Origin of the sequence: Flavobacterium aquicola (assembly GCF_003385115.1) — a bacterium.
Classification (GTDB): domain Bacteria; phylum Bacteroidota; class Bacteroidia; order Flavobacteriales; family Flavobacteriaceae; genus Flavobacterium; species Flavobacterium aquicola.
This window is the reverse complement of sequence record NZ_QUNI01000001.1, coordinates 178,489-201,300: the sequence shown is the minus strand read 5'-3', so window position 1 is coordinate 201,300 and position 22,812 is coordinate 178,489. Positions and strand designations below refer to the sequence as shown.

18 protein-coding genes and 1 tRNA gene are annotated in these 22,812 nt (G+C 33.8%); 9 read left to right on the top strand and 10 right to left on the bottom strand.

Annotation, left to right across the window (positions count from 1 at the left end):
• Positions 1 to 371: 371 nt before the first annotated feature.
• Positions 372 to 1,427: a hypothetical protein gene (locus C8P67_RS00775; protein ID WP_115809371.1), complete on the top strand. Its 1,056-nt coding sequence runs from the start codon at positions 372 to 374 to the stop codon at positions 1,425 to 1,427.
• Between the two features lie 80 nt (positions 1,428 to 1,507).
• On the opposite strand, the gene C8P67_RS00770 is transcribed toward C8P67_RS00775, so the two are convergent.
• The 3 genes from C8P67_RS00770 to C8P67_RS00760 all read right to left on the bottom strand — a co-directional run bounded on the left by C8P67_RS00770 (position 1,508) and on the right by C8P67_RS00760 (position 4,960).
• Entirely contained in the window at positions 1,508 to 3,289 is a 1,782-nt protein-coding gene (locus C8P67_RS00770) for an AMP-dependent synthetase/ligase (RefSeq protein WP_115809369.1), read from the bottom strand.
• Positions 3,290 to 3,527: 238 nt separating this feature from the next.
• Positions 3,528 to 3,971 carry a hypothetical protein gene (locus C8P67_RS00765; protein ID WP_115809367.1) on the bottom strand — a complete coding sequence of 148 codons (444 nt, stop codon included), beginning with the start codon at positions 3,969 to 3,971 and terminating at the stop codon, positions 3,528 to 3,530.
• A gap of 116 nt (positions 3,972 to 4,087) precedes the next feature.
• Positions 4,088 to 4,960, bottom strand: a complete 873-nt coding sequence (locus C8P67_RS00760; protein ID WP_115809365.1) for a hypothetical protein — start codon at positions 4,958 to 4,960, stop codon at positions 4,088 to 4,090.
• A 395-nt stretch (positions 4,961 to 5,355) separates the two neighbouring features.
• On the opposite strand from C8P67_RS00760, the gene C8P67_RS00750 reads away from it, so the two are divergent.
• Both C8P67_RS00750 and C8P67_RS00745 read left to right on the top strand, forming a co-directional pair.
• Positions 5,356 to 7,224: a sensor histidine kinase gene (locus C8P67_RS00750; RefSeq protein WP_170141383.1), complete on the top strand. Its 1,869-nt coding sequence runs from the start codon at positions 5,356 to 5,358 to the stop codon at positions 7,222 to 7,224.
• Complete coding sequence (locus tag C8P67_RS00745) at positions 7,221 to 7,844, top strand: response regulator (protein WP_115809359.1); 624 nt, start codon at positions 7,221 to 7,223, stop codon at positions 7,842 to 7,844. The genes C8P67_RS00750 and C8P67_RS00745 overlap by 4 nt, the downstream gene beginning before the upstream one ends.
• A 124-nt stretch (positions 7,845 to 7,968) precedes the next feature.
• Here the strand turns inward: C8P67_RS00745 and purL are convergent, their stop codons facing one another.
• From purL to C8P67_RS00730, 3 genes are all read right to left on the bottom strand, one after another.
• A complete protein-coding gene (purL, locus tag C8P67_RS00740) occupies positions 7,969 to 11,628 on the bottom strand; it encodes a phosphoribosylformylglycinamidine synthase (protein ID WP_115809357.1) in 3,660 nt (1,219 codons plus the stop codon).
• 177 nt (positions 11,629 to 11,805) lie between these two features.
• Positions 11,806 to 13,332, bottom strand: coding sequence for a hypothetical protein (locus C8P67_RS00735; RefSeq protein ID WP_115809355.1), 1,527 nt, complete (start codon positions 13,330 to 13,332; stop codon positions 11,806 to 11,808).
• 161 nt (positions 13,333 to 13,493) lie between these two features.
• Entirely contained in the window at positions 13,494 to 14,105 is a 612-nt protein-coding gene (locus C8P67_RS00730; RefSeq protein ID WP_115809353.1) for a hypothetical protein, read from the bottom strand.
• A gap of 192 nt (positions 14,106 to 14,297) precedes the next feature.
• On the opposite strand from C8P67_RS00730, the gene C8P67_RS00725 reads away from it, so the two are divergent.
• The 5 genes from C8P67_RS00725 to C8P67_RS00705 all read left to right on the top strand — a co-directional run bounded on the left by C8P67_RS00725 (position 14,298) and on the right by C8P67_RS00705 (position 17,189).
• Positions 14,298 to 14,726, top strand: coding sequence for a PaaI family thioesterase (locus C8P67_RS00725; RefSeq protein WP_115809351.1), 429 nt, complete (start codon positions 14,298 to 14,300; stop codon positions 14,724 to 14,726).
• Positions 14,726 to 15,796, top strand: coding sequence for a chorismate-binding protein (locus C8P67_RS00720; RefSeq protein ID WP_394338621.1), 1,071 nt, complete (start codon positions 14,726 to 14,728; stop codon positions 15,794 to 15,796). Before C8P67_RS00725 ends, C8P67_RS00720 begins: the two co-directional genes overlap by 1 nt.
• 34 nt (positions 15,797 to 15,830) lie before the next feature.
• Positions 15,831 to 16,547 carry a bacillithiol biosynthesis deacetylase BshB1 gene (bshB1, locus tag C8P67_RS00715; protein WP_115809349.1) on the top strand — a complete coding sequence of 239 codons (717 nt, stop codon included), beginning with the start codon at positions 15,831 to 15,833 and terminating at the stop codon, positions 16,545 to 16,547.
• A 76-nt stretch (positions 16,548 to 16,623) separates the two neighbouring features.
• Positions 16,624 to 16,699: transfer RNA gene (locus C8P67_RS00710), tRNA-His, on the top strand.
• A 160-nt stretch (positions 16,700 to 16,859) separates the two neighbouring features.
• Positions 16,860 to 17,189, top strand: coding sequence for a YegP family protein (locus tag C8P67_RS00705; RefSeq protein ID WP_115809347.1), 330 nt, complete (start codon positions 16,860 to 16,862; stop codon positions 17,187 to 17,189).
• Between the two features lie 59 nt (positions 17,190 to 17,248).
• On the opposite strand, the gene C8P67_RS00700 is transcribed toward C8P67_RS00705, so the two are convergent.
• The 4 genes from C8P67_RS00700 to C8P67_RS00685 all read right to left on the bottom strand — a co-directional run bounded on the left by C8P67_RS00700 (position 17,249) and on the right by C8P67_RS00685 (position 20,981).
• The gene (locus tag C8P67_RS00700) at positions 17,249 to 18,352 is read right to left on the bottom strand and encodes a PAS domain-containing sensor histidine kinase (protein WP_115809345.1); all 1,104 of its coding nucleotides are present in this window, start codon (positions 18,350 to 18,352) and stop codon (positions 17,249 to 17,251) included.
• A gap of 250 nt (positions 18,353 to 18,602) precedes the next feature.
• Positions 18,603 to 19,619: a M28 family metallopeptidase gene (locus C8P67_RS00695; RefSeq protein WP_115809343.1), complete on the bottom strand. Its 1,017-nt coding sequence runs from the start codon at positions 19,617 to 19,619 to the stop codon at positions 18,603 to 18,605.
• A gap of 31 nt (positions 19,620 to 19,650) precedes the next feature.
• A complete protein-coding gene (locus C8P67_RS00690) occupies positions 19,651 to 20,424 on the bottom strand; it encodes a dienelactone hydrolase family protein (RefSeq protein WP_115809341.1) in 774 nt (257 codons plus the stop codon).
• A gap of 104 nt (positions 20,425 to 20,528) precedes the next feature.
• On the bottom strand, positions 20,529 to 20,981 hold the full coding sequence (locus C8P67_RS00685; protein ID WP_115809339.1) for an Lrp/AsnC family transcriptional regulator: 453 nt from the start codon (positions 20,979 to 20,981) through the stop codon (positions 20,529 to 20,531).
• 235 nt (positions 20,982 to 21,216) lie between these two features.
• On the opposite strand from C8P67_RS00685, the gene rocD reads away from it, so the two are divergent.
• Complete coding sequence (rocD, locus tag C8P67_RS00680) at positions 21,217 to 22,467, top strand: ornithine--oxo-acid transaminase (RefSeq protein ID WP_115809337.1); 1,251 nt, start codon at positions 21,217 to 21,219, stop codon at positions 22,465 to 22,467.
• The last annotated feature ends 345 nt before the right edge of the window (positions 22,468 to 22,812 follow it).

Genomic DNA, 22,812 nt, shown 5'->3' with positions numbered 1-22,812 from the left:
TTGTTCAAAAAACAAATTAAATTTTGATTTCAGAAAGATAAGTATTTTCTGAAAATGACCAAAAGTTTTTAAAATTTTATTACTGATTTTACTTAAAAAAATAAGACAAGACAAACCCATAGATAAAGCATAGCAAAGGCATAGATAGTGTATGAGTAATGTATGAATACAAAATCAGGAATCACGGCTCACTAGTCGTGGTTTTATGTTTATTGCAGTATGTGTTTTTTATAATTCGTCATTTACTGTTCAAGAATTAGATTCTTTTGCGGTAGTAATTTAAGTCCATAAATCATTATAAATAGTGATTTTAATAGTAGGAAAAAGTTGTAATATTGTGTTTGCTTTATTTACAAATCAATTTATAAAAGATGAAAAAATTATTATTAGTAATAGCCATGACACAATTAATGGTTTCCTGTTCCGATGATACATCAGAAACAAAAAAAGAAGAAGAAACTAACAGCGGAAAATATTATGTAGTAGGCAGTAAATATGACCGTAACAGTGAGAATAATTATTCATGGCTTGCAGCTATTTGGGTGGATGGTGTTCCTACGGTATTATCCAATGAAGGATTATCTGAAGCTAATGCTGTTGCCATCTATAATAATGATATATACGTTGCTGGAACCCAGTCTTTGAGTAATGGCAATGATGTACTTAAATTATGGAAAAATAATGCAGCTGAAAGCTTAACTGATGGGAAGTATCGTGTCGAAGCACGAGATTTAGCTGTAAGTGAAGGAAATGTATACATTGCTGGAAACGAATATAAAGGATCGCTGAATACTTCAATTGCAACTGTCTGGAAAAATGGACAAGCTATCCATTTGAGTGATGAAATTTCAGAAGTGAATGCTATTTGTCTTTATAATAATGATGTCTATGCTGCAGGTTATAAAGAGATTGATGGCAAAAAAACAGCAATAATCTGGAAAATTGGTAAAGAAGAAACTATTTTATATTCTGGTGACGATGATTTTGAGAGTATTGCCACAGATATTTATGTAGATGACAAGGGAGTTTTTGCATCAGGAAATATAAGAAATTCGACAAAATCGACTGCCATGCTTTGGAAAAATACTATTGGCACTGCGCTGTCAGATGTGGAGAATTATTCACAGGCTAATGCTTTATTCGTTAATGGTTCAGATGTTTATGTATGCGGCACTGATATCAACACACGCGTGTATACTTTTATAGGTAAAGTATGGAAGAATGGTAATCTTATCAAAGAAATTAGCGGCTATAATTCATTGAATATTAATATTGCTGATAATAAAATTTATATAGCATCATTTGGATTGGACGGCAATGATATTAATTCGGAACACAAGGTTTTTGAGTCAGGACTCGATAATTTAAATTTTACTGAAAAATATAAATTTACTAACGATAAAATAAATGCTGTTTTGGTAAAATAGACGGATTAAGGATGAGATAATTTTGCTTACTTTTCAAATAAAAAAACCGCTCTAATGTTTATAATTAGAGCGGTTTTGATTTAATTATTGTTACCGTATATTTTAGCATAAAGATCTTTGTAAATTTCTTTAATGATCTTTCGTTTCAGTTTTAAAGTAGGAGTGAGGTGTCCGCCGTTTATAGACCATACATCCGGTGTTAATTCGAAACGTTTGATTTGTTCCCAATTTCCGAATTTGGTGTTTAAATGATCTACTTCTTCTTTGATTCGGTCAATTACCTTTGGATTAGAAATGATTTCCTCATTGGTTTTTCCAGCATCAATTCCGTGTAACTTAGCCCATTCTTTAACGAATTCAAAACTCGGCTGAATGAATGCGCCAGGCATTTTTTCGCCATCCCCAATTACCATTATCTGTTCTATAAAACGGGATTGTTTCATAGTGTTTTCAATAAGCTGCGGAGCAATATATTTTCCTCCCGATGTTTTGAACATTTCTTTTTTTCTGTCGGTAATTGATAAAAATCCGTCTTTATCCACATTCCCGATATCTCCCGTATGGAAATAACCATCAATTATAGCTTCGGCAGTTTTTTCAGGATCTTTAAAATACCCCATCATAACATTAGGGCCTTTACAGAGAATTTCGCCGTCTTCGGCAATTTTTATCTCTACATTATTAATGATTTTACCGGCAGTTCCTATTTTAAAACCTTTGTTTCTAAAATCATTTACAGAAATCACAGGTGAAGTTTCAGATAATCCGTAGCCTTCCATAATGTATATTTCTGCAGCGGCAAAAACTCTCGCTAATCTTGGCTGGAGTGCAGCACTTCCATTTACAATTAAATCTAAATTACCTCCTAAACCCGTTTTCCATTTACTGAAAATTAATTTACGGGCTAGTTTTAACTGCAGTTCATACCAAAAACCGTTAACGCCGTAAGGTTCGTATTTTAAGCCGACACCAACAGCCCAAAAGAAAAGTTTCTTTTTGATTCCTGTAAGTTCAGTTCCTTTGCCAATAATTTTTTCGTAAACTTTTTCAATAAGCCTTGGCACACCAGTCATTACTGATGGTCTTACTTCTTTGATATTATCAGATATTTTTTCGATTGATTCTCCAAAATAAATAGAACAGCCGTAAAATTGATAAATGTAAGTCACCATTCGCTCATAAATATGGCAGATAGGCAGGAAACTCAAAGCACGGCTAACACCTGCATTAAAAGGAATTCTGTCGGCACTGTCCAAAACATTCGAAACAATATTTTTATGCGAAAGCATGACACCTTTCGGTCTTCCGGTTGTTCCTGATGTATATATGATGGTGGCTAAATCTTCTGGATTTACACTGTTTTTTCGATCTTCGACAGCATCCTGATTGCTTGTGTCTTTACCAAGTTCCAATAATTCATTCCAGTTTTTGCATCCGTCAACTTCATTAAAAGAAAATACATCTTTCAGAGAAGGAACTTTCGCTTTTATGCTGTTGATTTTATTTACTAATTCTGCATCCGAGACGAATACATATATGGCCTCCGAATGATTTAGGATATACTCATAATCATCTTCGGTAATGGTTGGGTAAACAGGAACATTCTGCGCACCAGTTTGTAAAATACCAACATCCATAATATGCCATTCGGTTCTGTTGTTACTGGAGATGATGGCTATTTTATCATTTTTCTGCACACCCATTCTCAGCAATGCTCTAGAAACTGCATTGGCTTTATCAATATATTCTTGAGTTGAAGTTGCTGTCCAAACCCCATTTTGCTTTGTTACTAAAGCATCTGGTTTATTATAATTTTCTAGCTGATAGTATGGAAAATCAAAAAGACGATTGATGGTTATCATTATGAGATTATTAAATTCTATCGCAAATTAAATAAAAATTAATAATAATTTTTACTTTCGAAAGATTTATTATTACCAATATGATTACAATATTGGTAATCAGCGAAATCGTTTTCTTGAAATTAGCAGATTTGAATGAATTAGATTAATAAATAGAACAAAACGGCTTTAATTATTTTGCTGAATAATTATAAAACAGAAGTGTTTCAAGGTTTTACAGTGTTTTCTTCTTCGGCTGTTATTCTACATATTCTTTTACCCGTTCACCCGAAATGTATATTTTCTTTTTGTCATAATGAATAGAAAATGACTGGGAAGACCATTGGTTTTCGTCTGCAGCTTTAGAATTTGAAGTACTGCTTTTTTTATACCAAAAAGAATAAGAAGCACTATTAAAACCTTCTTTGAAAATAGGAATTCCAGATTCGGAACATTCTATTCCCCAAATAATATTCTCTTTAGTTAGATCTTCATTTTGCATAATTCCGGTTCCATCTTCATTAAGAATTGTTGTAGGCGCTAATTGATTTACATAAGTGTATAAACCTGTAATTGGGTAGCCGATAACCGTTGCGATATAGTGATCTTTTTTGTCACTTTTAATCTTTGTCACTTTGATTTGGGCAAAAGAATGTGCCGCACTCAATACAAGTGCAGTAAGCAGTAAGGTAAAGTTTTTCATGGATGTAGGTTAATTTTAGAAAAAAATTAAAGAGCAATGGGAATTACTTTTTAATTGTGGTTATGTATTTATTGTTGAATTGTAAGCTAAGATAAAACAGAATTTGGAATTAAAAACTACAAATAAGTGTAATTGTACAGATATAAATAGCCTTCCATAAATTCTTTGGTTCCTTTTGGAGAATACTGATAATTTTTTATTTTTTTCTCAATTGCATTTCCATTAGAATCAAGTTTATAAGTGATAACTGTTTCTTGATTTGGAAACTTAGTTGTATTGCCTGAATTGATAGTTATCATGTTAATGACTCTGTTGTTGCGGTCATACTTGTAAATTGTTTTGTAAGCTGCAACTCCCGATTTTGAAGTTAATGATTCTTTTATCAGTCCGTTAGAGTCATAATTGTATTGGCTTACCAAATCGGTAGTTTGGTAATCGATCTGAAAAATTTGATTATAATCATTAAAATGATAAAAATATTCCTTTCTGGCAGTTACTTTTTTAGGCATCCCTTCGAGTAAATCTTCTCCTTTAAACAGAATATTTTTCTTTTGAACATATTTATAATCCACCGCAGAAAATATCGGATCTTTTTCTTGGGCGTTTCCAGTTGTATCTGTTTCGTTTGTTAAAATAGTTGTCTCAATATCGATATGCGATACAAAACCTTTGTTAGTGTAACTGAAGAAACTCTTTTTTGTTAATGAATTTTTAAATGTTTCCTCTATTTCTTTAATTAAGCCATTCTGGTCAAATCTATATTGATTACTTACAGATGCTGAATCGTTTGTTGTACGGCCTTGAATATCCGTTGTGAATTTATGTTCCTGCATTTCTTTTACAGATCCTTTCAATCGCAGCAGCTGGGCGTTTACACCCAATTCAAGCAGAGGATTTGTTCGGATTGAGAAATCAGCAGACTGTGCTGATACAGCATTGATAAAGAGCAGAAAACTTAAAACTAAAAGAGTTTTTTTAAAAAAAATCATTGGGGGCTTTTTTAAAATTATTTTTTTGATTTGAAACTGAAATCCTTAATAAAAAACCCATCTCAAGTGTTACAGAAGGCGGGTTGGCTTGCAAATAAAAATTTAATAGTAAAGTCTTATTTGCTTGTGATACCTTTTCTTTTTTTGGCGAATATAGTTCAAAATTTAATAAAAAAACAGAATAGAATTTATAACGCTGGACTTTTTTTGAACATATTTATATTCGGAATACTAAAATGAATTTTGGAAATATTGCTGTAGATTATTTTTTATATTTCTTTATAAAAAATGTCTGCAAATTCGAGGTCAGAAGCAAGTTTTCTATACTGCAGACTAGCAGTTATAATACAAGTTTGGAGGTATTTTTTCTAGGAAAAAAAAGTTTAAATTTGCTTATGACTAGAAATTTATATTTGCTTTTTGCCTTTTTTTTCATTGGATTTGTAAATGCATCTCCGCTTAAAACGTATGTGTATAATAATGATTATCATCATCTGTCGCATTATTATCAGTATATAGAAGATTGCAATTCGTTTTCATTATCAGAAGTACTTCAGAATTTTAAGGCAGGAAAATTTCAGCATCCTGAACCAGAGAAAGCGTTTAGTTCTGGAATTTCTACCTGCAGTTACTGGCTGGCTGTTGCTGTTAAAAATGGTTCAGGGATAAACCAAAAAATGCTTTGGAGTTTTTATAATAATGCTTTGTCTTTTTCGCTCTACGAATTCAAAAATAATAAACTTGTTTTTCTGGATCAGGCCTCTATGCATGAGGATCTAGATGCGCGTGCTTATCCGGTAAGAAGTATTTCGTTCCCTTTTTATTTAGATGCAGATCAAAGTAAAATTTTGTTTGTCAAAGTAACACCGACAGTTAATAAAAACATTTATTTTCCCACAGGTATTAAAACCGTCGAGGAATTTTTAACCTTCGAACTGGAATTCAGCTACTTGATGGGTAAGTATTTTGGAATTTTATTATTAATTGTATTCATCAATCTGTGTCTGTTTGTAATCTTGAGAAGGAGAATATATTTATACAATGTTTTTTATATTTTCTTTGTTGTACTGTTTCAATTATCCGATTTCCACTTTGATTCTCTCGAAATTCCGAACGCCTTTTTTACTTTTTGGAGTTTCATCAACAAAGATTTTTATATAGCAGTTTCGATATTTTTTTATGTCAAGGTCTTTCAGATTTTTGTAGAGTTTCCTAAAAATTTTCCAAAACTGAATTTGATTCTGAATTATTTAAATTACACATTACTGCTGAGTGCAGTTTTAGTTTTTGTAAATAGTTTTGTATTCCGTCAAAGCTATTATTTTATTCAGTTTGTGAACGTTCTAATCAATTCTATGATATACGTAATAGTTGGATTTATGATGGTCTCAGTTATCATTGGGATTCGATTTAAAATTAAATTTTTCTTGTTATTTGGATTGTCGTTTGTATTCCTGTTTTATGGTTTTCTTGGTTATTTACTGAATACTTTAAATCTAGCAAGTCTGCCAATATTCAGACCGGGAAATCTGATAAACGGTGCGGTTATAGAAGTTTCATTTCTTACTATTTTCTTTATCTACAAGTTTAAACTGGATAAAGAAAAAGCTGCTTCGAAAATAATTTCCGAGATTAGAAAAAACGATGATTTGTCTAAAAAAATGCTTACGATTGAATCAAAAGAGCAGGAAAGGCTTGCACGAAATATTCATGATGAAATTGGTAGTGACATAACTGGTCTTAGACTGCAGCTTGAAAATCATCTGCTGGAAAGTAATATACCTTTGCTGCAGCAGGAACATATACTTGAAAATGTAAAAGCATTATACGAAAAAGTCAGAGATTTAAGTTACTTTATGAAGCCGACAGAATTTAATGTTAATTTTATTGATACAGTAGAAAATCAGGTTTCTTTTTATAGAAAAAATGTAAAAAATGTTGAATTCGAGCTGTTTACAAACGTTAGTGACTCCGATGTTTTTCTGCCCGAAATTCAGACGCAGCTGACCAGAATTATTAAGGAAGCGTGTACAAATGCATTGAAACACTCTATGGCTTCAAAGATTTCAATACAATTAATTTCCGAAAACGGCTCGCTCCTGCTAATGATTGAAGACAACGGTATTGGTTTTAATACTGAAAAAGAGTTTAAGAGCAGCGGTCTAGAAAATATGAAGTCCAGAGTTGCATTTTTAAAAGGAATAATTACTTTGGAAAGCAATAAAAAAGGGACTTCAATAATTATAGAAATTCCATTAATATGACAGAACTGAATTATAATATTGTTATTGCAGATGATCACAAGCTGATCATTTCGGGTATAAATCACATTATTGCCACTAATAATTTGGGGAAAATAATCAGTGAAGTTTATAACGGAGTACAGCTCCTTCAGTTTTTGCAGAATAACACGGTTGATTTAGTGATAATCGATATAAATATGCCCGAATTAAACGGAATTGATGCTGCAAAAAAAATTATAGAACTATATCCTGCTGTTTCAATTTTGATGCTCAGCCAATATGAAAATATTGAATTAATAAGAAAATTAAAAAATATTGGTGCAAAAGGATATTTGTCTAAAAATTTCGAAATCACTGAATTGATAGAAGCGATTAAAACGATAAAGGAAAATGATGTTTTCTTTCCTTCGCTGGATGCAGCTGGAGATATTGTAAAAAAAGATAAGTTTCATCTGAGTGCACGCGAGGTTGAAATTATATCTCTTATTGCCCAAGGAAAAACATCAAAAGAGATTGGTAATGAGCTTATTTTGAGCGAATATACGATTGAAACGCATCGAAAAAACTGTATGCGCAAATTAGAAGTCAATTCTATTGTTACTCTTCTTAATAAAGCAAAAGAATTAGGTTATATTTTTTAACTGCAACGGCTTCTGAATGTAATCAGTACATTTTGTTTAATTTTAAAGATATTTTAGACGCAAAAAAAACCGCCTCTAAATAATAAGAGACGGTTATTGGATAATAATAATTTAAATTATAATACTATTTGTTTGTATTTTCAATCCATTTTTTAGCATTCACAAAAGCTTCGTGCCAAGGCGTAACCTCGTCATTTCTGTCTTTTGGATAATTCGCCCAGTTCCATTGGAAAGTCGAACGCTCAAAGTGAGGCATTGTAACCAAATGTCTTCCGGTTTTGTCACACATCATAGCAGTGTTAAATGCAGAACCATTCGGATTAGCTGGATATCCTTCGTAACCGTATTTCCCAACGATGTTATAATTTGCTTCTGCTTCTGGTAAATTGAATTTTCCTTCTCCGTGAGAAACCCAAACTCCCAAAGTACTTCCCGCTAAACTAGATAACATAACAGAATTGTTTTCCTGAACTTTCACAGATGTGAAAATACTCTCGTGTTTGTGGCTGTCGTTATGAAGCATTTTGCCGTGAATTTCGTGTTCAGGATTAATTAATTCTAGTTCCATAAACAATTGGCAGCCATTACAGATTCCGACAGATAAAGTGTCTTCTCTTTTGAAGAAGTTTTTCAATGCTGTATTTGCTTTTTCATTGTATTTGAAAGCTCCGGCCCATCCTTTTGCAGAACCTAAAACATCCGAATTAGAGAATCCTCCAACAGCTCCAATGAACTGAATATCTTCCAGATTTTCACGTCCCGAAATCAAATCGGTCATGTGAACGTCTTTTACATCAAAACCTGCCAAGTACATAGCATTAGCCATTTCACGCTCGGAATTACTTCCTTTTTCACGAATAATCGCTGCTTTTGGTCTTGGTTTTGAACCGTCAATAATTGGTGCTTTTCCTGTGAAATGAGAAGGGAAAGTATAGTCTAACGGCTGATTTTTATAATTATCATAACGTGCTTGTGCAGTTCCGTTTTTGGCTTGTTTTTGGTCTAATAAGAATGAAGTTTTAAACCATATATCTCTATATTTAGCAATATCCAATTTGCATGGGCCAAAGTCCAAAGTCGCTTCGCTAGTTGCATTTCCTAATTTGAAGAAAGAAACATTGTTGGCTTTCAATTTTGCTTCAACTACTTCGTCAGAATTCGCTTGGAAAACCACAGCGATATTTTCAGAGAAAAGATATTTAATGATGTCTTTTTCTTCAAAAACAGAGAAGTCAATTTTTGCTCCCAAATTCACATCAGCAAAACACATTTCTAATAAAGTAGTAATCAAACCACCGCTTCCGATGTCGTGTCCAGCCAAAATCTGATTGTCTAAAATCAATTCTTGAAGTGTATTAAATACATTTTTGAAGAAAGCAGCGTCTTTGATTGTAGGAGCTTCGTTTCCGATAGCATTCAGTGTTTGTGCTAATGAAGAACCTCCTAATTTAAATTCATCCTGAGACAAATTGATATAATAAATAGAACCTCCGTCTTTTTGTAAAACTGGTTCCACTACTTTTTGAATATCGATACAATTTCCACCAGCTGAAATAATAACCGTTCCCGGCGCAATTACTTCGTCATTTGGATATTTTTGCTTCATCGAAAGTGAATCTTTTCCTGTTGGAATGTTGATTCCTAATTCGATGGCAAAGTTAGAACAGCTTTCAACTGCAGCGTATAAACGAGCATCTTCACCTTCATTTTTACAAGCCCACATCCAGTTAGCAGAAAGGGAAACACCTTTCAATCCGTCTTTAATCGGAGCCCAAACGATGTTGGATAAAGATTCGGCAATTGCAGTTCTTGTTCCCGCAACAGGATCAATCAAAGAGGCGATAGGAGAGTGCCCGATTGAAGTTGCAATACCTTCTTTTCCTTGGTAATCCAATGCCATTACACCCACATTATTCAATGGTAATTGTAATGATCCAGCACATTGCTGTTTTGCTACTTTTCCGCCAACGCAGCGATCTACTTTATTAGTTAACCAGTCTTTACATGCAACAGCTTCCAATTGTAAAACAGCCTCTAAATAAGTTGAAATGTTTTTTACGTCATAGTTCAAACCGCTATAGTTGTAATCAATAGTTTTGTCTGTCATTACAGTTTTTGGAGAACTTCCGAAGAAATCTTCCAAAGCATAATCCATCGGTTTTAAACCTGTAGTTTGCGATTCGAATGTAAAACGGTGGTCGCCTGTAACGTCACCAACCTGATACATTGGAGAACGCTCTCTATCAGCGATTCTTTGTAATGTGTCAATATCTTTCTGGCCAATAACCAATCCCATTCTTTCCTGAGATTCATTACCAATGATTTCTTTTGCAGAAAGAGTAGGGTCACCAACAGGCAGTTTATCCAAATCAATCAATCCTCCAGTTTCTTCAACCAATTCAGAAAGACAGTTTAAGTGTCCACCCGCACCGTGATCGTGAATAGAAACGATTGGATTGTTATCGCTTTCTACCAATCCACGAATGGCGTTAGCAGCACGCTTTTGCATTTCTGGGTTCGAACGCTGGATAGCATTCAATTCAATTCCTGAACCAAAAGCTCCTGTATCTGCAGAAGAAACCGCAGCACCGCCCATTCCAATTCTATAATTTTCTCCTCCAAGAATAACGATTTTGTCGCCTTCTTTTGGTTTATGTTTGATAGCTTGGTCTAGTTTTCCGTATCCAATTCCTCCCGCTTGCATGATTACTTTGTCGTAACCAACTTTGCGGTTGTTTTCTTCGTGTTCGAAAGTTAAAACGGAACCAGTAATCAACGGTTGTCCAAATTTATTTCCAAAATCTGAAGCTCCATTTGAAGCTTTGATCAAAATGTCCATTGGAGTTTGATATAACCATTTTCTTTCGGCTACAGCATCTTCCCAAGCTCTGTTTTCTTCTAATCTTGAGTAAGAAGTCATATAAACTGCTGTTCCCGCCATTGGCAATGAACCTTGTCCACCAGCCAAACGGTCACGAATTTCTCCTCCAGAACCTGTTGCAGCTCCGTTGAAAGGCTCTACTGTGGTTGGGAAATTATGGGTTTCTGCTTTTAATGAAATAACCGAATCAAATTCTTTTACTTCATAAAAATCAGGTTTGTCGGCAGTTTTTGGAGCAAACTGCTGTACTCTTGGTCCTTTTACAAAAGCAACGTTGTCTTTGTAAGCCGAAACAATATCGTTAGGGTTTTCTTGTGATGTTTTTTTGATTAATTTAAAAAGAGAAGTCTCTTTTTCCACTCCGTCAATAACAAAAGTTCCGTTGAAAATCTTGTGACGGCAGTGCTCTGAATTCGCTTGTGAGAAAGCAAAAATCTCAGAATCAGTTAATTTTCTGCCTAATTTGGCTGATAAATTATCTAGATAATCTACTTCTTCCTGACTCAAAGCCAAACCTTCAGCTTTGTTATATGTGGCAATATCATCGATGTCCAGAATTGATTCCGGCTGTATGTTGATAGTGAAAATTTCCTGATCTAACTGATTGAATTTTTGAGAAAGCATCGGATCAAAATCATTGAAATCTGCTGTTGCTGGATGAAATTCTTCAATTCTGATAATGCCTGGAATTCCCATATTTTGGGTGATTTCCACAGCATTGGTGCTCCAAGGCGTAATCATAGTGGCGCGTGGTCCAACAAAAAAATCCGTCAATGCGGATTTCTCTATTTTATTTGCGTCGGCAAAAAGCCAGTTAAGTTTTGAAATGTCTTGAGCTGAAATTTCGTTTTGCGTTTGTACTGCAAAAACAGTTTTGCTTTGGTTTTCAAAGAAATGGATCATTGTTGTGTAGTTTGTTGTATTTAACGGTGCAAATTTAGTTTAAATAAATAGTAAGAGCAAATGCGAAATGCAAACTATTCGGCAAAATGAAATAATAGAAAAAAAGGCCGCAAATTCGCAGATTATATCCATTTAAAATTCATAAAAAAATTTGCGAATTTGCGGTTAATTAAAGTATTACTTTGGAAACGGTTTGCTTTGATATGCTCCCAAATCTGGCGGAAGTGTTCTAGTGATTCCCAAAATATCAAGCGGAATTAAGTAAGCCGAATTTCCTTTCGCGAAAGCAGAAGAAGTATCGTCAATGTTGAAATTATTAATATTTGGGTTAAAGAATTTCGGATCTTTATTAAGTATAATTTCATTGTAATGTAAAGAATCACTATCGAATTGATAAAGAGGATCAGAAGTGTATTTGTTATTAGTGTTGTTGAATTTGAGCAAACAATTGTTGAATTGATAATTAAAAAGCGATTCGGTTTTTTTATCCAAAATCAGTTCATTGGAATATGATCCATAAATAATACAGTTGTTGAATGTGGCTTCAGTTAAGTCTTTTGTTTCTGGAATTGAACCCGCACTATAATTGCTGATGTAGACTGCAGACTGTCCCGGACTCGACCAATTGTTGTTGAAAGTACTGTGTGTAAATTTGTAATTTCCTCCATAAGTACAGGCTAAACTTGCTTGGCCTGTGTAGTTGATTACAATGTTTTCTCCTTCAATCATCGCGTTTTTGGCTTGGATTCCGTAGTGTGTGCAATTGTAAATTTGGGTGTTTTTTATTGAAGTTGTTGTGCCATTATTGCCATCAATCAATAATCCAACTGTTGCGTTTTTTAGCGTAAGATTTTGAATTTCATTATTAGTGCTTCCATTCTGCAACCAAATTGTTCCCCACTGTCCTGGGATGTAAGCGAAATCGGGCTGCTGACGATCACTGCTAAAAATCACTTCGTTTTCCAGTTTGTCTGTAGCAGATTTTGTTCCATTGACATTAATGGATGAATTTTTGGAAACAATAAGACCAGAATTTGCGTGGAAATATACTCGGGATCCTGCGTCAAAAATGACGGTTTCACCTTCGGGAACGGCTGCATATCCGTAAATAACATACGCCTTTTTGTTAGTGAAATGAAGCTCATTGCCATGCAGAGGGTCATTTTTGTCTAAATAAAAACCGCTGATTTTTTCATCACCGATCGGAAGCGTTTCTGTGGTTCCGTCAGCATTTCGTTTCGGATATAACAAAACAGCGTCTTGAACTAAAGTCACCAATTCTACTTTTTGAAGATTGGCGCCGCTGTCAAATTCAATTTGGTCGGTATATAGAAATTCGGCTGGAGTTGTGTTGTCGCTTTCAACTGTCGTTTCTATAAAAATGTATAGACTGTCTTTGGCTAATAGCGTAACATTTTCGAATGTTTTTCCTTGATTTCCCTGAGCACCGTCAATGCTCATTCTGTATTTTGAATTTAAGCCTTTGGCAAATTTTATCTGAGGAATGTTAATATCGTTTTTGGAATGGTTATAGACTTTCAAGGCGTAAGTACTAGAACTCAAATTGGTAAAAACAGTGTCCAAATAAACTGTATCCTTAGAAAAGGTTAAGTCACCTGTACTGGCAGTAGTTTCAAAATCACTGCGGCAGGAGCAGAATGAAAGCAGTATTCCGGCTAGAACTAATAAGCTGATGCGAGGCATTTGGTTTTATTTTTTGTAAAAATATAAAAAAACTTGTACGTATTTGGATTTAATTCGATTGTTGATTTAGCAAATATTCTATTCTTTAAAGATGAAAAAAAAAGCCAGTATAACTTCTGCGGGTTATATCTGGCTGTACCGTATAGTTCTTAAGATGTTACCTATTTCTTGGAGACTCTTACTTTAAAAGCAAAAGTTCCAGTTATTTTTTTAATCGTTTCAGGTGTGTTAATTAAGTATGTTTTCATTTCATATTTACACTGCACTCTAAAAACTGCATAATTAGACTCACTTTTTAAGTATTTTACTGCTACAACTTGGTTATACTCAGTGTCTGACTGCCCTTCAGAACTTACCAGTCTTTTTGTAGTGTCATCGATGCTATTGCCATCTAAGGGAAGTTTTTGCGAAAATTGAAAAGGCTCATTATTGCTTCCATATTCCATTATTTTATGTTTGGATAATATTTTTGCTTTAACAATTTTAGAACTGTCTTTTGGGTACGAAAAATAAAAAGTTTCTCTAGTTGATTCTGATGAAGCAGAAACAGTATATGTGGTATCATTTACTGCATTTGGAAAAAGATCTAATCTATCGCAGTTGATGTAGCGTTCCCAATCGGGTGTTTTAAATGCTAAATGCAGTGTTTCATTGACTTCGGGAGTTGTGCCAGATTCGTCTTTGCCTTCATCACTGCTGCAGGAGCCAAAAAGAATGATTAGGCTGCAAAAAAATAATTTATAAAATTTAGAATTAGATGTAAAGTTTGTCATTGCAGATTTCGTTTTTGTTTAAAATTTAATTTTTATAAAAATAGAGGAATATTTTAAGTCGTAAAATACTCTAAAAGGGGTATTTTCTATTTTTCTGCAATAATAGCAATTTTTGAGTAAAGGCAAAACAGTGCGGGATAAACTGTTTTGTGCCATCTTTTCTATAAATTTACATTTTTAAAATAAAGACACATGATATTCGATAAAGATAAAGTACTCGAATTTTGCAATGCATTTTCCAAAAACACTTTAATGGAAACCCTTAAAATTGAATTCATAGATGCTGGCGAAGGATTCTTATCTGCCAAAATGCCTGTGAATTCAGCCGTTCATCAGCCAATGGGCTTACTGCATGGAGGGGCTTCGGTGGCATTGGCAGAAAGTGTTGGAAGCGCAGCTTCGCATTTTTTTATTGATGCTAAAAATCAAGAAGTGCGCGGTATAGAGATTTCGGCTAATCATTTAAAAAGTATTAGAGAAGGGGTTGTTTTTGGTACTGCACGAATTATCCATAAAGGGAAAAGTATTCACCTTTGGGAAATTAAAATTACAGATGAAGATGGAAATTTAATTTCGCTTTGTAAATTAACAAATATGGTTTTGACCAAAGAGAACAAGTAATGATGATTGATTTTTTTTCTAAAATAAAACTTCATAAAGAACAAAATCTGCCTTTTGTACTTTATTCTAAACCCAATTCCATCGCAGCTATTTGTTTTTTGCAGCAGAATGATGTTTTATATACCGTATCCGATTTTACCGAAAATGGTTTTGTTTTTGCTTCTTTTGATGAAAAACAATTGGTTTTAATTCCCGCAAAGGAATCTGAAATAATAACGGCTGAACTGGAAAATATTGATATTGAGCCAGTCGAAATAGATGATTTGGTTTTTGATGAAGAAGCCAAAATACAATATGAAGATTTAGTTGCCAAAGGAATTCAGGCAATTGAAAACGATGAATTTAAAAAAGTTGTTTTGTCCCGAAGCGAAACTATTGATTTAACTGTCTTTGATTTTACAGTGACTTTTCAGCAGTTAACTCAATTGTATCCAGCCACCTTCAGGTATTGTTTTTATCATCCAAAAATTGGAATGTGGATGGGAGCAACACCAGAACAATTGTTAAAAGCAAATGGTAGTGTTTTTGCAACCACTGCTTTGGCTGGAACACAAAAAGCTAATGATGAAGCTTCCATTTCGTGGGAGCAAAAAGAAAAAGATGAACAGCAGTATGTGACTGATTTTATTGTAAAAAAACTCCATGAGATAGCACTGTCTGTAAAAGTAACAGAGCCATACAATATAAAAGCGGGATCTATCTGGCATATAAAAACCGATATTTCTGGAGTTTTAAACAAAAACTCAACGTTAGGACAGGTAATTGGTGCTTTGCATCCAACTCCTGCGGTCTGCGGTCTGCCCAAAAAGAAAGCAATGGCTTTTATTATAGAAAATGAGAATTATTACCGAACTTTTTACAGCGGTTTTTTAGGTGAATTAAACAGCGGTCTGGCATCTGCTGCCGTAAGTTCTGATTTATTTGTGAATTTACGAAGCATGCAGATTAAAAATAATAAAGCTGTTTTATATATGGGATGCGGTATTACGAGAGAAAGTATTCCAGAAAAAGAGTGGGAGGAAAGTGTCAATAAATCAATGACAATGAAAAGAGTCCTAAATAGAAATTAGAAAACAGCAAATATAAAAAGTAAATAAATTTTTGATGAAATTAGATATACTAGCATTTGGAGCACATCCTGACGATGTAGAATTGGGATGTTCAGGGACTATCTTGAAAGAGATTTCTTTGGGGAAAACAGTAGGAATTGTTGATTTAACTAGAGGCGAATTAGGAACTCGCGGTTCTGCAGAGATTCGCGACAAGGAAGCAAGTGCTGCTGCTGAAATTTTAGGAGTTTCGATTAGAGAGAATCTTAATATGCGCGATGGATTTTTTGTAAATGACGAAAAACACCAATTGGAAGTTATAAAAATGATTCGGAAATACCAGCCAGAGATTGTCCTTTGTAATGCGATAGATGACAGGCATATTGATCATGGAAAAGGGAGTAAGCTGGTTTCGGATGCCTGTTTTTTGTCAGGACTGCTAAAAATTGAAACAGTACATGAGGGTGAAGTTCAAAAACCATGGAGACCCAAGTTGGTATATCATTACATTCAGTGGAAAAATATAGTACCTGATTTTGTTGTTGATATAACAGGATTCACTGATACTAAAATCGAAGCTATTTTGGCATACGGCTCTCAGTTTTATGACCCAGATTCTAAAGAACCAGAGTCGCCAATTTCCAGCAAAAACTTTTTGGAAAGCTTAAATTACCGCTCTAGGGATTTAGGAAGATTAACTGGAGTTGAACATGCCGAAGGTTTTACTGTTGAAAGGTATTTGGCTGTCAATAGTTTAGGAGATTTGAAGTAAAAAAGCTGAATTTTTTTTAATTTTTTGTTTGCAGAAGTAAACATTTGTCTTATATTTGCAACCGCTAAGCACAAATGGTGGTTGTAGCTCAGTTGGTTAGAGCATCGGTTTGTGGTACCGAGGGTCGCGGGTTCGAGCCCCGTCTTCCACCCAGAAAGTAAAAGCCTTGAAGAAATTCAAGGCTTTTTTTGTGGAATAAAGTTTCGTGTAAAATTGTACTGTACTCTTTGAATTCAAATTTTAGTTTTATACTTTAGGTGTGCATTAGAAATTATATCTTTTTAATCCTTAAATCAATAAAATTTAAAATCTATGGGAACATTTTTAATTAGTAAAAGAAGTAATGACGAATTTCAATTTGTTTTAAAAGCAGGTAATGGTCAGGTTATTTTGGCGAGCGAAGGTTATTCGACAAAAGCTTCTTGTGAAAACGGAATAGAATCTGTTAAAAAGAATTCACAAGACGACAATCGATTTGACAAATTAGAAGCTAAAAACGGCAAGTTATATTTTAATTTAAAAGCTGTAAATGGTCAAATTATTGGTTCGAGCGAAATGTATGAATCATCATCAGCTAGAGATAATGGGATTGAATCTGTAAAGAAAAATGCTCCTGATGCCGATGTGAAAGAGGATTTGTAAAAGTATAGCTGTAAAGCAAAAAGCTTCGGATTTATTCGAAGCTTTTTTTGTGGAATAGGTTATATAATTTCTTTTTTAAAGGAAATAGTAAATGTTGTCCCTTCATTAATTTTGCTTTCTACATCTATTTTACCTCCAAGGCTTGTGATGTGATCGTTTACTAAATAAAGGCCGATTCCTTTACTGTCTATGTGATTGTTGAACTTTTGGTGCAGACCAAATATTTTGCCCTTTACAAGTTCCATATCGAAGCCAATACCATTATCTGAAAAAATTAACTGATTTATACCGTCAATTTTTCTGGAACTGATGGTGATAATTGGCGGATATCCAGGATTGGCATATTTGATCGAATTAGTTATTAAATTCAGAAATATACTCTCTAAGTAAGTTTTATTGAAATTTATTTTTTCTAGTTGCGAAAAGTCAGTATTAATTATTGCTTTTGAGGTTTTAATTAATGAGTTTACAGAAAAAATTACCGTATTTAGAGATTCTGCAAAATCTATTTTTTCAATCTGGGCTGTCGACTCATCTTCCTGAATCAGAATGTTTACATAATCGTTTAAAGTTTCTTTTAAGCTTTCGGTAACCAGCTTCAGCATTTCTATAAGATTAAGAGTTTCAGGATCTTCAATTTTGGAAACATCCATAATAGAAAAAATAGCAAGAAGATTGTTTACTGGTGATCTTAAATCGTGAGATGTTGTGTAATTTAATTTCTTAAAATGATTATTTACTTTTGTAAATTTTGTCAGAAGCAGATTTCGTTCATCTTCGAGTTTTTTACGATGTGTGACGTTTTTGGCAACAGCATAAACTAATTTTTCGTCAGGTATAGGCATTGATGTCCATGAGAGCCATACAATTTCACCATTTTTAGTAACGTATCGATTTTCGAAATTAAAAAGGGGGTGGTTTTCAAGTACTTTTTTTCGTGATTTTGATGTGTATTCCCTGTCATCAATAAATTGGAAGTCACTGATAGGTTTTGAAAGCAGTTCTTCATTTGTGTAACCTAATAATTTAGAAACGGCGGGATTAATTTTTCTGAAAAAACCATCATATCCAGCTATACATAACAAATCGCCTGATAACTCGAAAAATTTTTCGAATATGTATTTGCTGTCTGAATTTACAATTGAATTATGATTTCCTGTCATTATCTAAAAATGTTATTGTTTTAAATCTTCGCTGCTAATAGCAGAAAAAAATATCGAAGCATCTTTGATTTCAGCATTGGTTTGTGCTTAAACGGCAATGTATCGCGGGCTAATGTACATATCGTTTAATAGAACTCCAAATATATCTGTCAGTGTTTGGGTTAAGGCAGTTTTTTTAGGGAAACAGATTATTAAAAAAGGAGCTTTAAATTTCTTTTAAGCTCCTTTTTTAATAAAATAGGTGATGTGTTTAATTTATTGGTTTATCCACTACAATTCGTTCAGGCCTATTTGCTAAATCCCAGGCAATTGTAAATGCCAATTGTGTTCTTTTTGCTAAGGCATCAAATTCGATTTTTTCAACTTCATCCGTTTTTTGGTGATAATCAGCATGAACTCCGTTGAAGAAAAATACTGCGGGGATACCAAACTTGGCAAAATTGTAATGATCAGAACGCTCGTAAAAGTGGTTGGGATCTTTTGGGTCATTGAACTTGAAATCCAGATCTAGTTTGGTGTATTTATTGTTTTGAGCAACTGTAATGTTATGTAAATCGGTGGACAATCTGTCTGCACCAATTACATATACATAATTATTAGTATCTGGATGGTCAAAATCACGACGGCCAATCATATCGATATTTATATCTGCAATAGTATTTGCGATCGGAAATAAAGGATGTTCAGAGTAAAAGCGGGATCCATGCAGACCGTGTTCTTCACCAGTTACATGAAGAAATAGTATAGAACGTTTTGGCCCGTGCCCTTCTTTTTTGGCTTTTTGGAAAGCTTCGGCAATCTGCAGAACAGCTACAGTCCCTGATCCATCATCATCGGCACCATTATAAACATCTCCGTTTTTAACTCCTACGTGGTCGTAATGTGCAGAAATTACCAATACTTCATCTGGTTTTTCTGAGCCTTCAATGTATGCCCAAATGTTCTCTGAATCAGGCAGGTTTTGATTACGTTTGGCATTTAAGTAGGAGGCAGGTACTGGCTGGTAGTAACTAACAGCTCCTGTTGGATACGATATTTTACTTTTTTGGTATTGTTCTATAAGATATTTTCCAGCTTTTTTTTGTCCTTTGGATCCAGTATCACGGCCTTCCATTTCATCGGAAGCAATAACATAAAGGCGTGTTTTTAATTTTTCAGCAGTTATGGTATTCATAAATTTAGTTGGATCGTCATTATTGACGTTTTTCTTTTGTGCGAAACAGTTTATAGCAGCAACGAATGCAAATAGAATTGAGGCTTTTTTCATTTATAATTGAGAGTGTTTAAATTTTAAATTGTTATTTTTTCAAAACTTCGTTTAAGAAAAGTATTAAATGTTCGAAAGATCTTTTTGCGGCTTTTTCATTATAAGCAGCCCCTTTTGAATTATCATTGCCTGATTCAGGATTGGTAAAGGAATGAACAGCATTGGCATAATAAATCATTTGCCAATCTGCTTTTGAGTCTCTCATTTCTTTTTGGAAGCTTAAAACTTCTTCGGCCGGCACAAAAGGATCGTCAGCGCCATGACATACTAATATAGGTGTGTTAATTGCTTCAGTTGGTCTTGCAGCATCTTTGCTTAAACCGCCGTGAAAAGAAACAGCCCCTTTAATATTGAGATGAGCACGAGCAGTTTCAAGTGCTCCCGTTCCCCCAAAGCAATAACCAATAACTACAATATTATCTGGATTGGCTCCCGAATCGATAAGCTGCTGTAAAGCTATCGAAATTCTTTTTTGATAAGCTTTGAAATCTTTTTTATAAAATCCTGCAATTTTTCCAGCTTCTGCATTGTCTTTAGGGTAATTTCCTTCTCCGTAAATATCAGCGATAAAGGCATAATAGCCTAATTTTGAAAGACGCTCAGCAGTGTCTTTAGATAGTTTGTCAATTCCATACCAAGCCGGTAATATTAGGATTCCTGGTTTTTGATCTGTCTTTTTTACAGGAGCGATCTTAAAGCCGTTCAAAATTTGGTTTTCATCTTTGTATTGTACCGGTTTTAATTGTCCAAACGCTTGAACAGTAATAAAAACCATTCCGAAAATTATAAGCCCTAAGTTTTTCATAGCTGTATTTTTTACAAATATCTGAATTATTAATTGATAAAAAAAAACCACAAAAAAGATTTATTTTGTGGTTTCCGCAGAAGCATGCTGTATTTTGAAATTATTTATAGACTGATATTCCGCTTAAAAGCACAGCCTAATTCGATTAAGGATTCCGTTTTAGAAATACCGGCAATAGAATCGATTTTTTCGTAAAGTAATCTTCTCATGTGTTCGTGGTCCTTGGCAATCATTTTTATATAAAGAGTAAAAGAACCTGTTATATAGTAGCATTCGGTTATTTCTGGAATTAGTTTTAAAGCTTCAATAACCTTTGCAGAATCTTGGTCTTTTTTTAGAGTAATTCCTGTAAATGTTCCCCAGTCATAACCTATCTTTTTTTCGTTTAAAACAGGTTTGATTCCAGAAATGATTCCCTGTTCCATCAATCGGTTGATACGCTGATGCACCATGGTGTTTGAAATCTTCAGATTATTAGCTATCGCAGAAAAAGCCATTCTTCCATCTTTTTCCAATTCTTTTATGATATTGATGTCAAATTCATCTAATATGTCCATATTCTGCTTTTTTTTAAGTTAAAATCACTTTTTTTAGGGTAAAAGTAATTGTTTTTTATTTATTTTTCCTGTAATGGTTCTTGAGAAGTATTAAAATAACAAGATGACTTATTTTTGTTATATATAATTTATTATTTTTTTTTAAAACGAATATAAAAGTCAAATTTAGCTTTTTATTTGGTTAATAAAAAACATTTGCTACTTTTGTGAGGATATTTTAATAAAATACTTAACAATGGAACATACAGCACAAATGCTTTCTTCAAAATCGGAAGTTTTAATTGAAAAAGAAAATAAATACGGCGCTCATAATTATCATCCGCTTCCTGTTGTTTTGGAAAAAGGAGAAGGTGTTTTTGTATGGGATGTTGACGGTAAGAAATATTTTGATTTCCTATCGGCTTATTCAGCCGTAAATCAAGGTCATTGTCATCCAAAAATTGTTGGAGCAATGGTAGAACAAGCCCAAAAACTAACATTGACTTCGCGTGCATTTTACAATGACCAGTTAGGGGTCTATGAAGAATATATAACCAAATATTTTGGTTTTGATAAAGTACTGCCAATGAACACAGGAGCTGAGGCTGTAGAAACTGCTTTGAAACTGTGCAGAAAATGGTCGTATGAAGTAAAAGGAATTCCTGAAAATCAAGCTCAGGTTATTGTTTGTGAAGGTAATTTTCATGGAAGAACAACTACTATTATTTCTTTTTCGAATGATGAAAGTGCTAGAAAAAGCTTCGGACCTTTTACCGAAGGATTTATAAAAATACCGTATGATGATATTGAGGCTTTAGAGAATGTTTTGAAATCATCGGCAAACATTGCTGGTTTCTTGGTTGAGCCTATTCAGGGCGAAGCTGGAGTTTATGTTCCTAGTGAAGGTTATTTGGCGAAAGCCAAAGCACTTTGCGAAGCACATAATGTTTTATTTATTGCCGATGAGGTTCAGACAGGAATTGCCAGAACTGGTAAATTATTAGCAGTACATCATGAAAATGTACAGCCGGATATTTTGATTTTGGGTAAAGCAATTTCGGGCGGTGTTTATCCAGTGTCGGCTGTTTTGGCTAATAACGAAATAATGGATGTAATCAAACCGGGACAGCACGGATCTACTTTTGGAGGAAATCCTATTGCTGCAGCTGTAGCTATTGCAGCTCTTGAAGTGGTTCGTGATGAAAATTTATCTGAAAATGCACAAAAATTAGGTTTAATTTTAAGAAAAGGACTGAATGAAATTGCGCAGCGTAATCCATTGATCGAATTGGTTCGAGGAAAAGGATTGCTGAATGCCATTGTGATTAATTGTGGTGAGGATTCGGATTTGGCTTGGGATATATGTCTTCGTTTTAGAGATTATGGATTATTAGCAAAGCCAACTCATGGTAATAAAATACGTTTTGCACCGCCATTAGTAATCACAGAAACTCAAATTCAGGAGTGCCTCGCAATTATTGAGAAAGCTTTAAATGATTTTAAATAAGCAGCGAAAGTAGCTGTGAGATATCAAAGTTTCTGATATTTTAAGTTTTATCTTAGAATATCAGAAACTTTGATTCTTTAGAGACTAAAACATTTCAGATTTGATAGGATGACTACTGCTTTGGCTGTCAATTGAATGTGTTTTATATTATTAAGCAAAATTCTAGATTAAAGTCTTTAAGTTTTATACTTGGAGACTTTTTTTGTATTTCAGTATTTTTTTATTCTCCTTTCTTTTTGTTAAATTAATAAAAACATGATTATCGTTATGTATTTGCATTCCAATTATTCTAATAATTCAAAATAATGAACCTATTTTTAGCATTCTAATTATATTGAATGTAAA

Bases quoted from the DNA above. Each gene is read 5' to 3' on its own strand.
- C8P67_RS00775 (WP_115809371.1), top strand. From the start codon at position 372: ATGAAAAAATTATTATTAGTAATAGCCATGACACAATTAATGGTTTCC.
- C8P67_RS00770 (WP_115809369.1), bottom strand. From the start codon at position 3,289: ATGATAACCATCAATCGTCTTTTTGATTTTCCATACTATCAGCTAGAA.
- C8P67_RS00765 (WP_115809367.1), bottom strand. From the start codon at position 3,971: ATGAAAAACTTTACCTTACTGCTTACTGCACTTGTATTGAGTGCGGCA.
- C8P67_RS00760 (WP_115809365.1), bottom strand. From the start codon at position 4,960: ATGATTTTTTTTAAAAAAACTCTTTTAGTTTTAAGTTTTCTGCTCTTT.
- C8P67_RS00750 (WP_170141383.1), top strand. From the start codon at position 5,356: ATGACTAGAAATTTATATTTGCTTTTTGCCTTTTTTTTCATTGGATTT.
- C8P67_RS00745 (WP_115809359.1), top strand. From the start codon at position 7,221: ATGACAGAACTGAATTATAATATTGTTATTGCAGATGATCACAAGCTG.
- purL (WP_115809357.1), bottom strand. From the start codon at position 11,628: ATGATCCATTTCTTTGAAAACCAAAGCAAAACTGTTTTTGCAGTACAA.
- C8P67_RS00735 (WP_115809355.1), bottom strand. From the start codon at position 13,332: ATGCCTCGCATCAGCTTATTAGTTCTAGCCGGAATACTGCTTTCATTC.
- C8P67_RS00730 (WP_115809353.1), bottom strand. From the start codon at position 14,105: ATGACAAACTTTACATCTAATTCTAAATTTTATAAATTATTTTTTTGC.
- C8P67_RS00725 (WP_115809351.1), top strand. From the start codon at position 14,298: ATGATATTCGATAAAGATAAAGTACTCGAATTTTGCAATGCATTTTCC.
- C8P67_RS00720 (WP_394338621.1), top strand. From the start codon at position 14,726: ATGATGATTGATTTTTTTTCTAAAATAAAACTTCATAAAGAACAAAAT.
- bshB1 (WP_115809349.1), top strand. From the start codon at position 15,831: ATGAAATTAGATATACTAGCATTTGGAGCACATCCTGACGATGTAGAA.
- C8P67_RS00705 (WP_115809347.1), top strand. From the start codon at position 16,860: ATGGGAACATTTTTAATTAGTAAAAGAAGTAATGACGAATTTCAATTT.
- C8P67_RS00700 (WP_115809345.1), bottom strand. From the start codon at position 18,352: ATGACAGGAAATCATAATTCAATTGTAAATTCAGACAGCAAATACATA.
- C8P67_RS00695 (WP_115809343.1), bottom strand. From the start codon at position 19,619: ATGAAAAAAGCCTCAATTCTATTTGCATTCGTTGCTGCTATAAACTGT.
- C8P67_RS00690 (WP_115809341.1), bottom strand. From the start codon at position 20,424: ATGAAAAACTTAGGGCTTATAATTTTCGGAATGGTTTTTATTACTGTT.
- C8P67_RS00685 (WP_115809339.1), bottom strand. From the start codon at position 20,981: ATGGACATATTAGATGAATTTGACATCAATATCATAAAAGAATTGGAA.
- rocD (WP_115809337.1), top strand. From the start codon at position 21,217: ATGGAACATACAGCACAAATGCTTTCTTCAAAATCGGAAGTTTTAATT.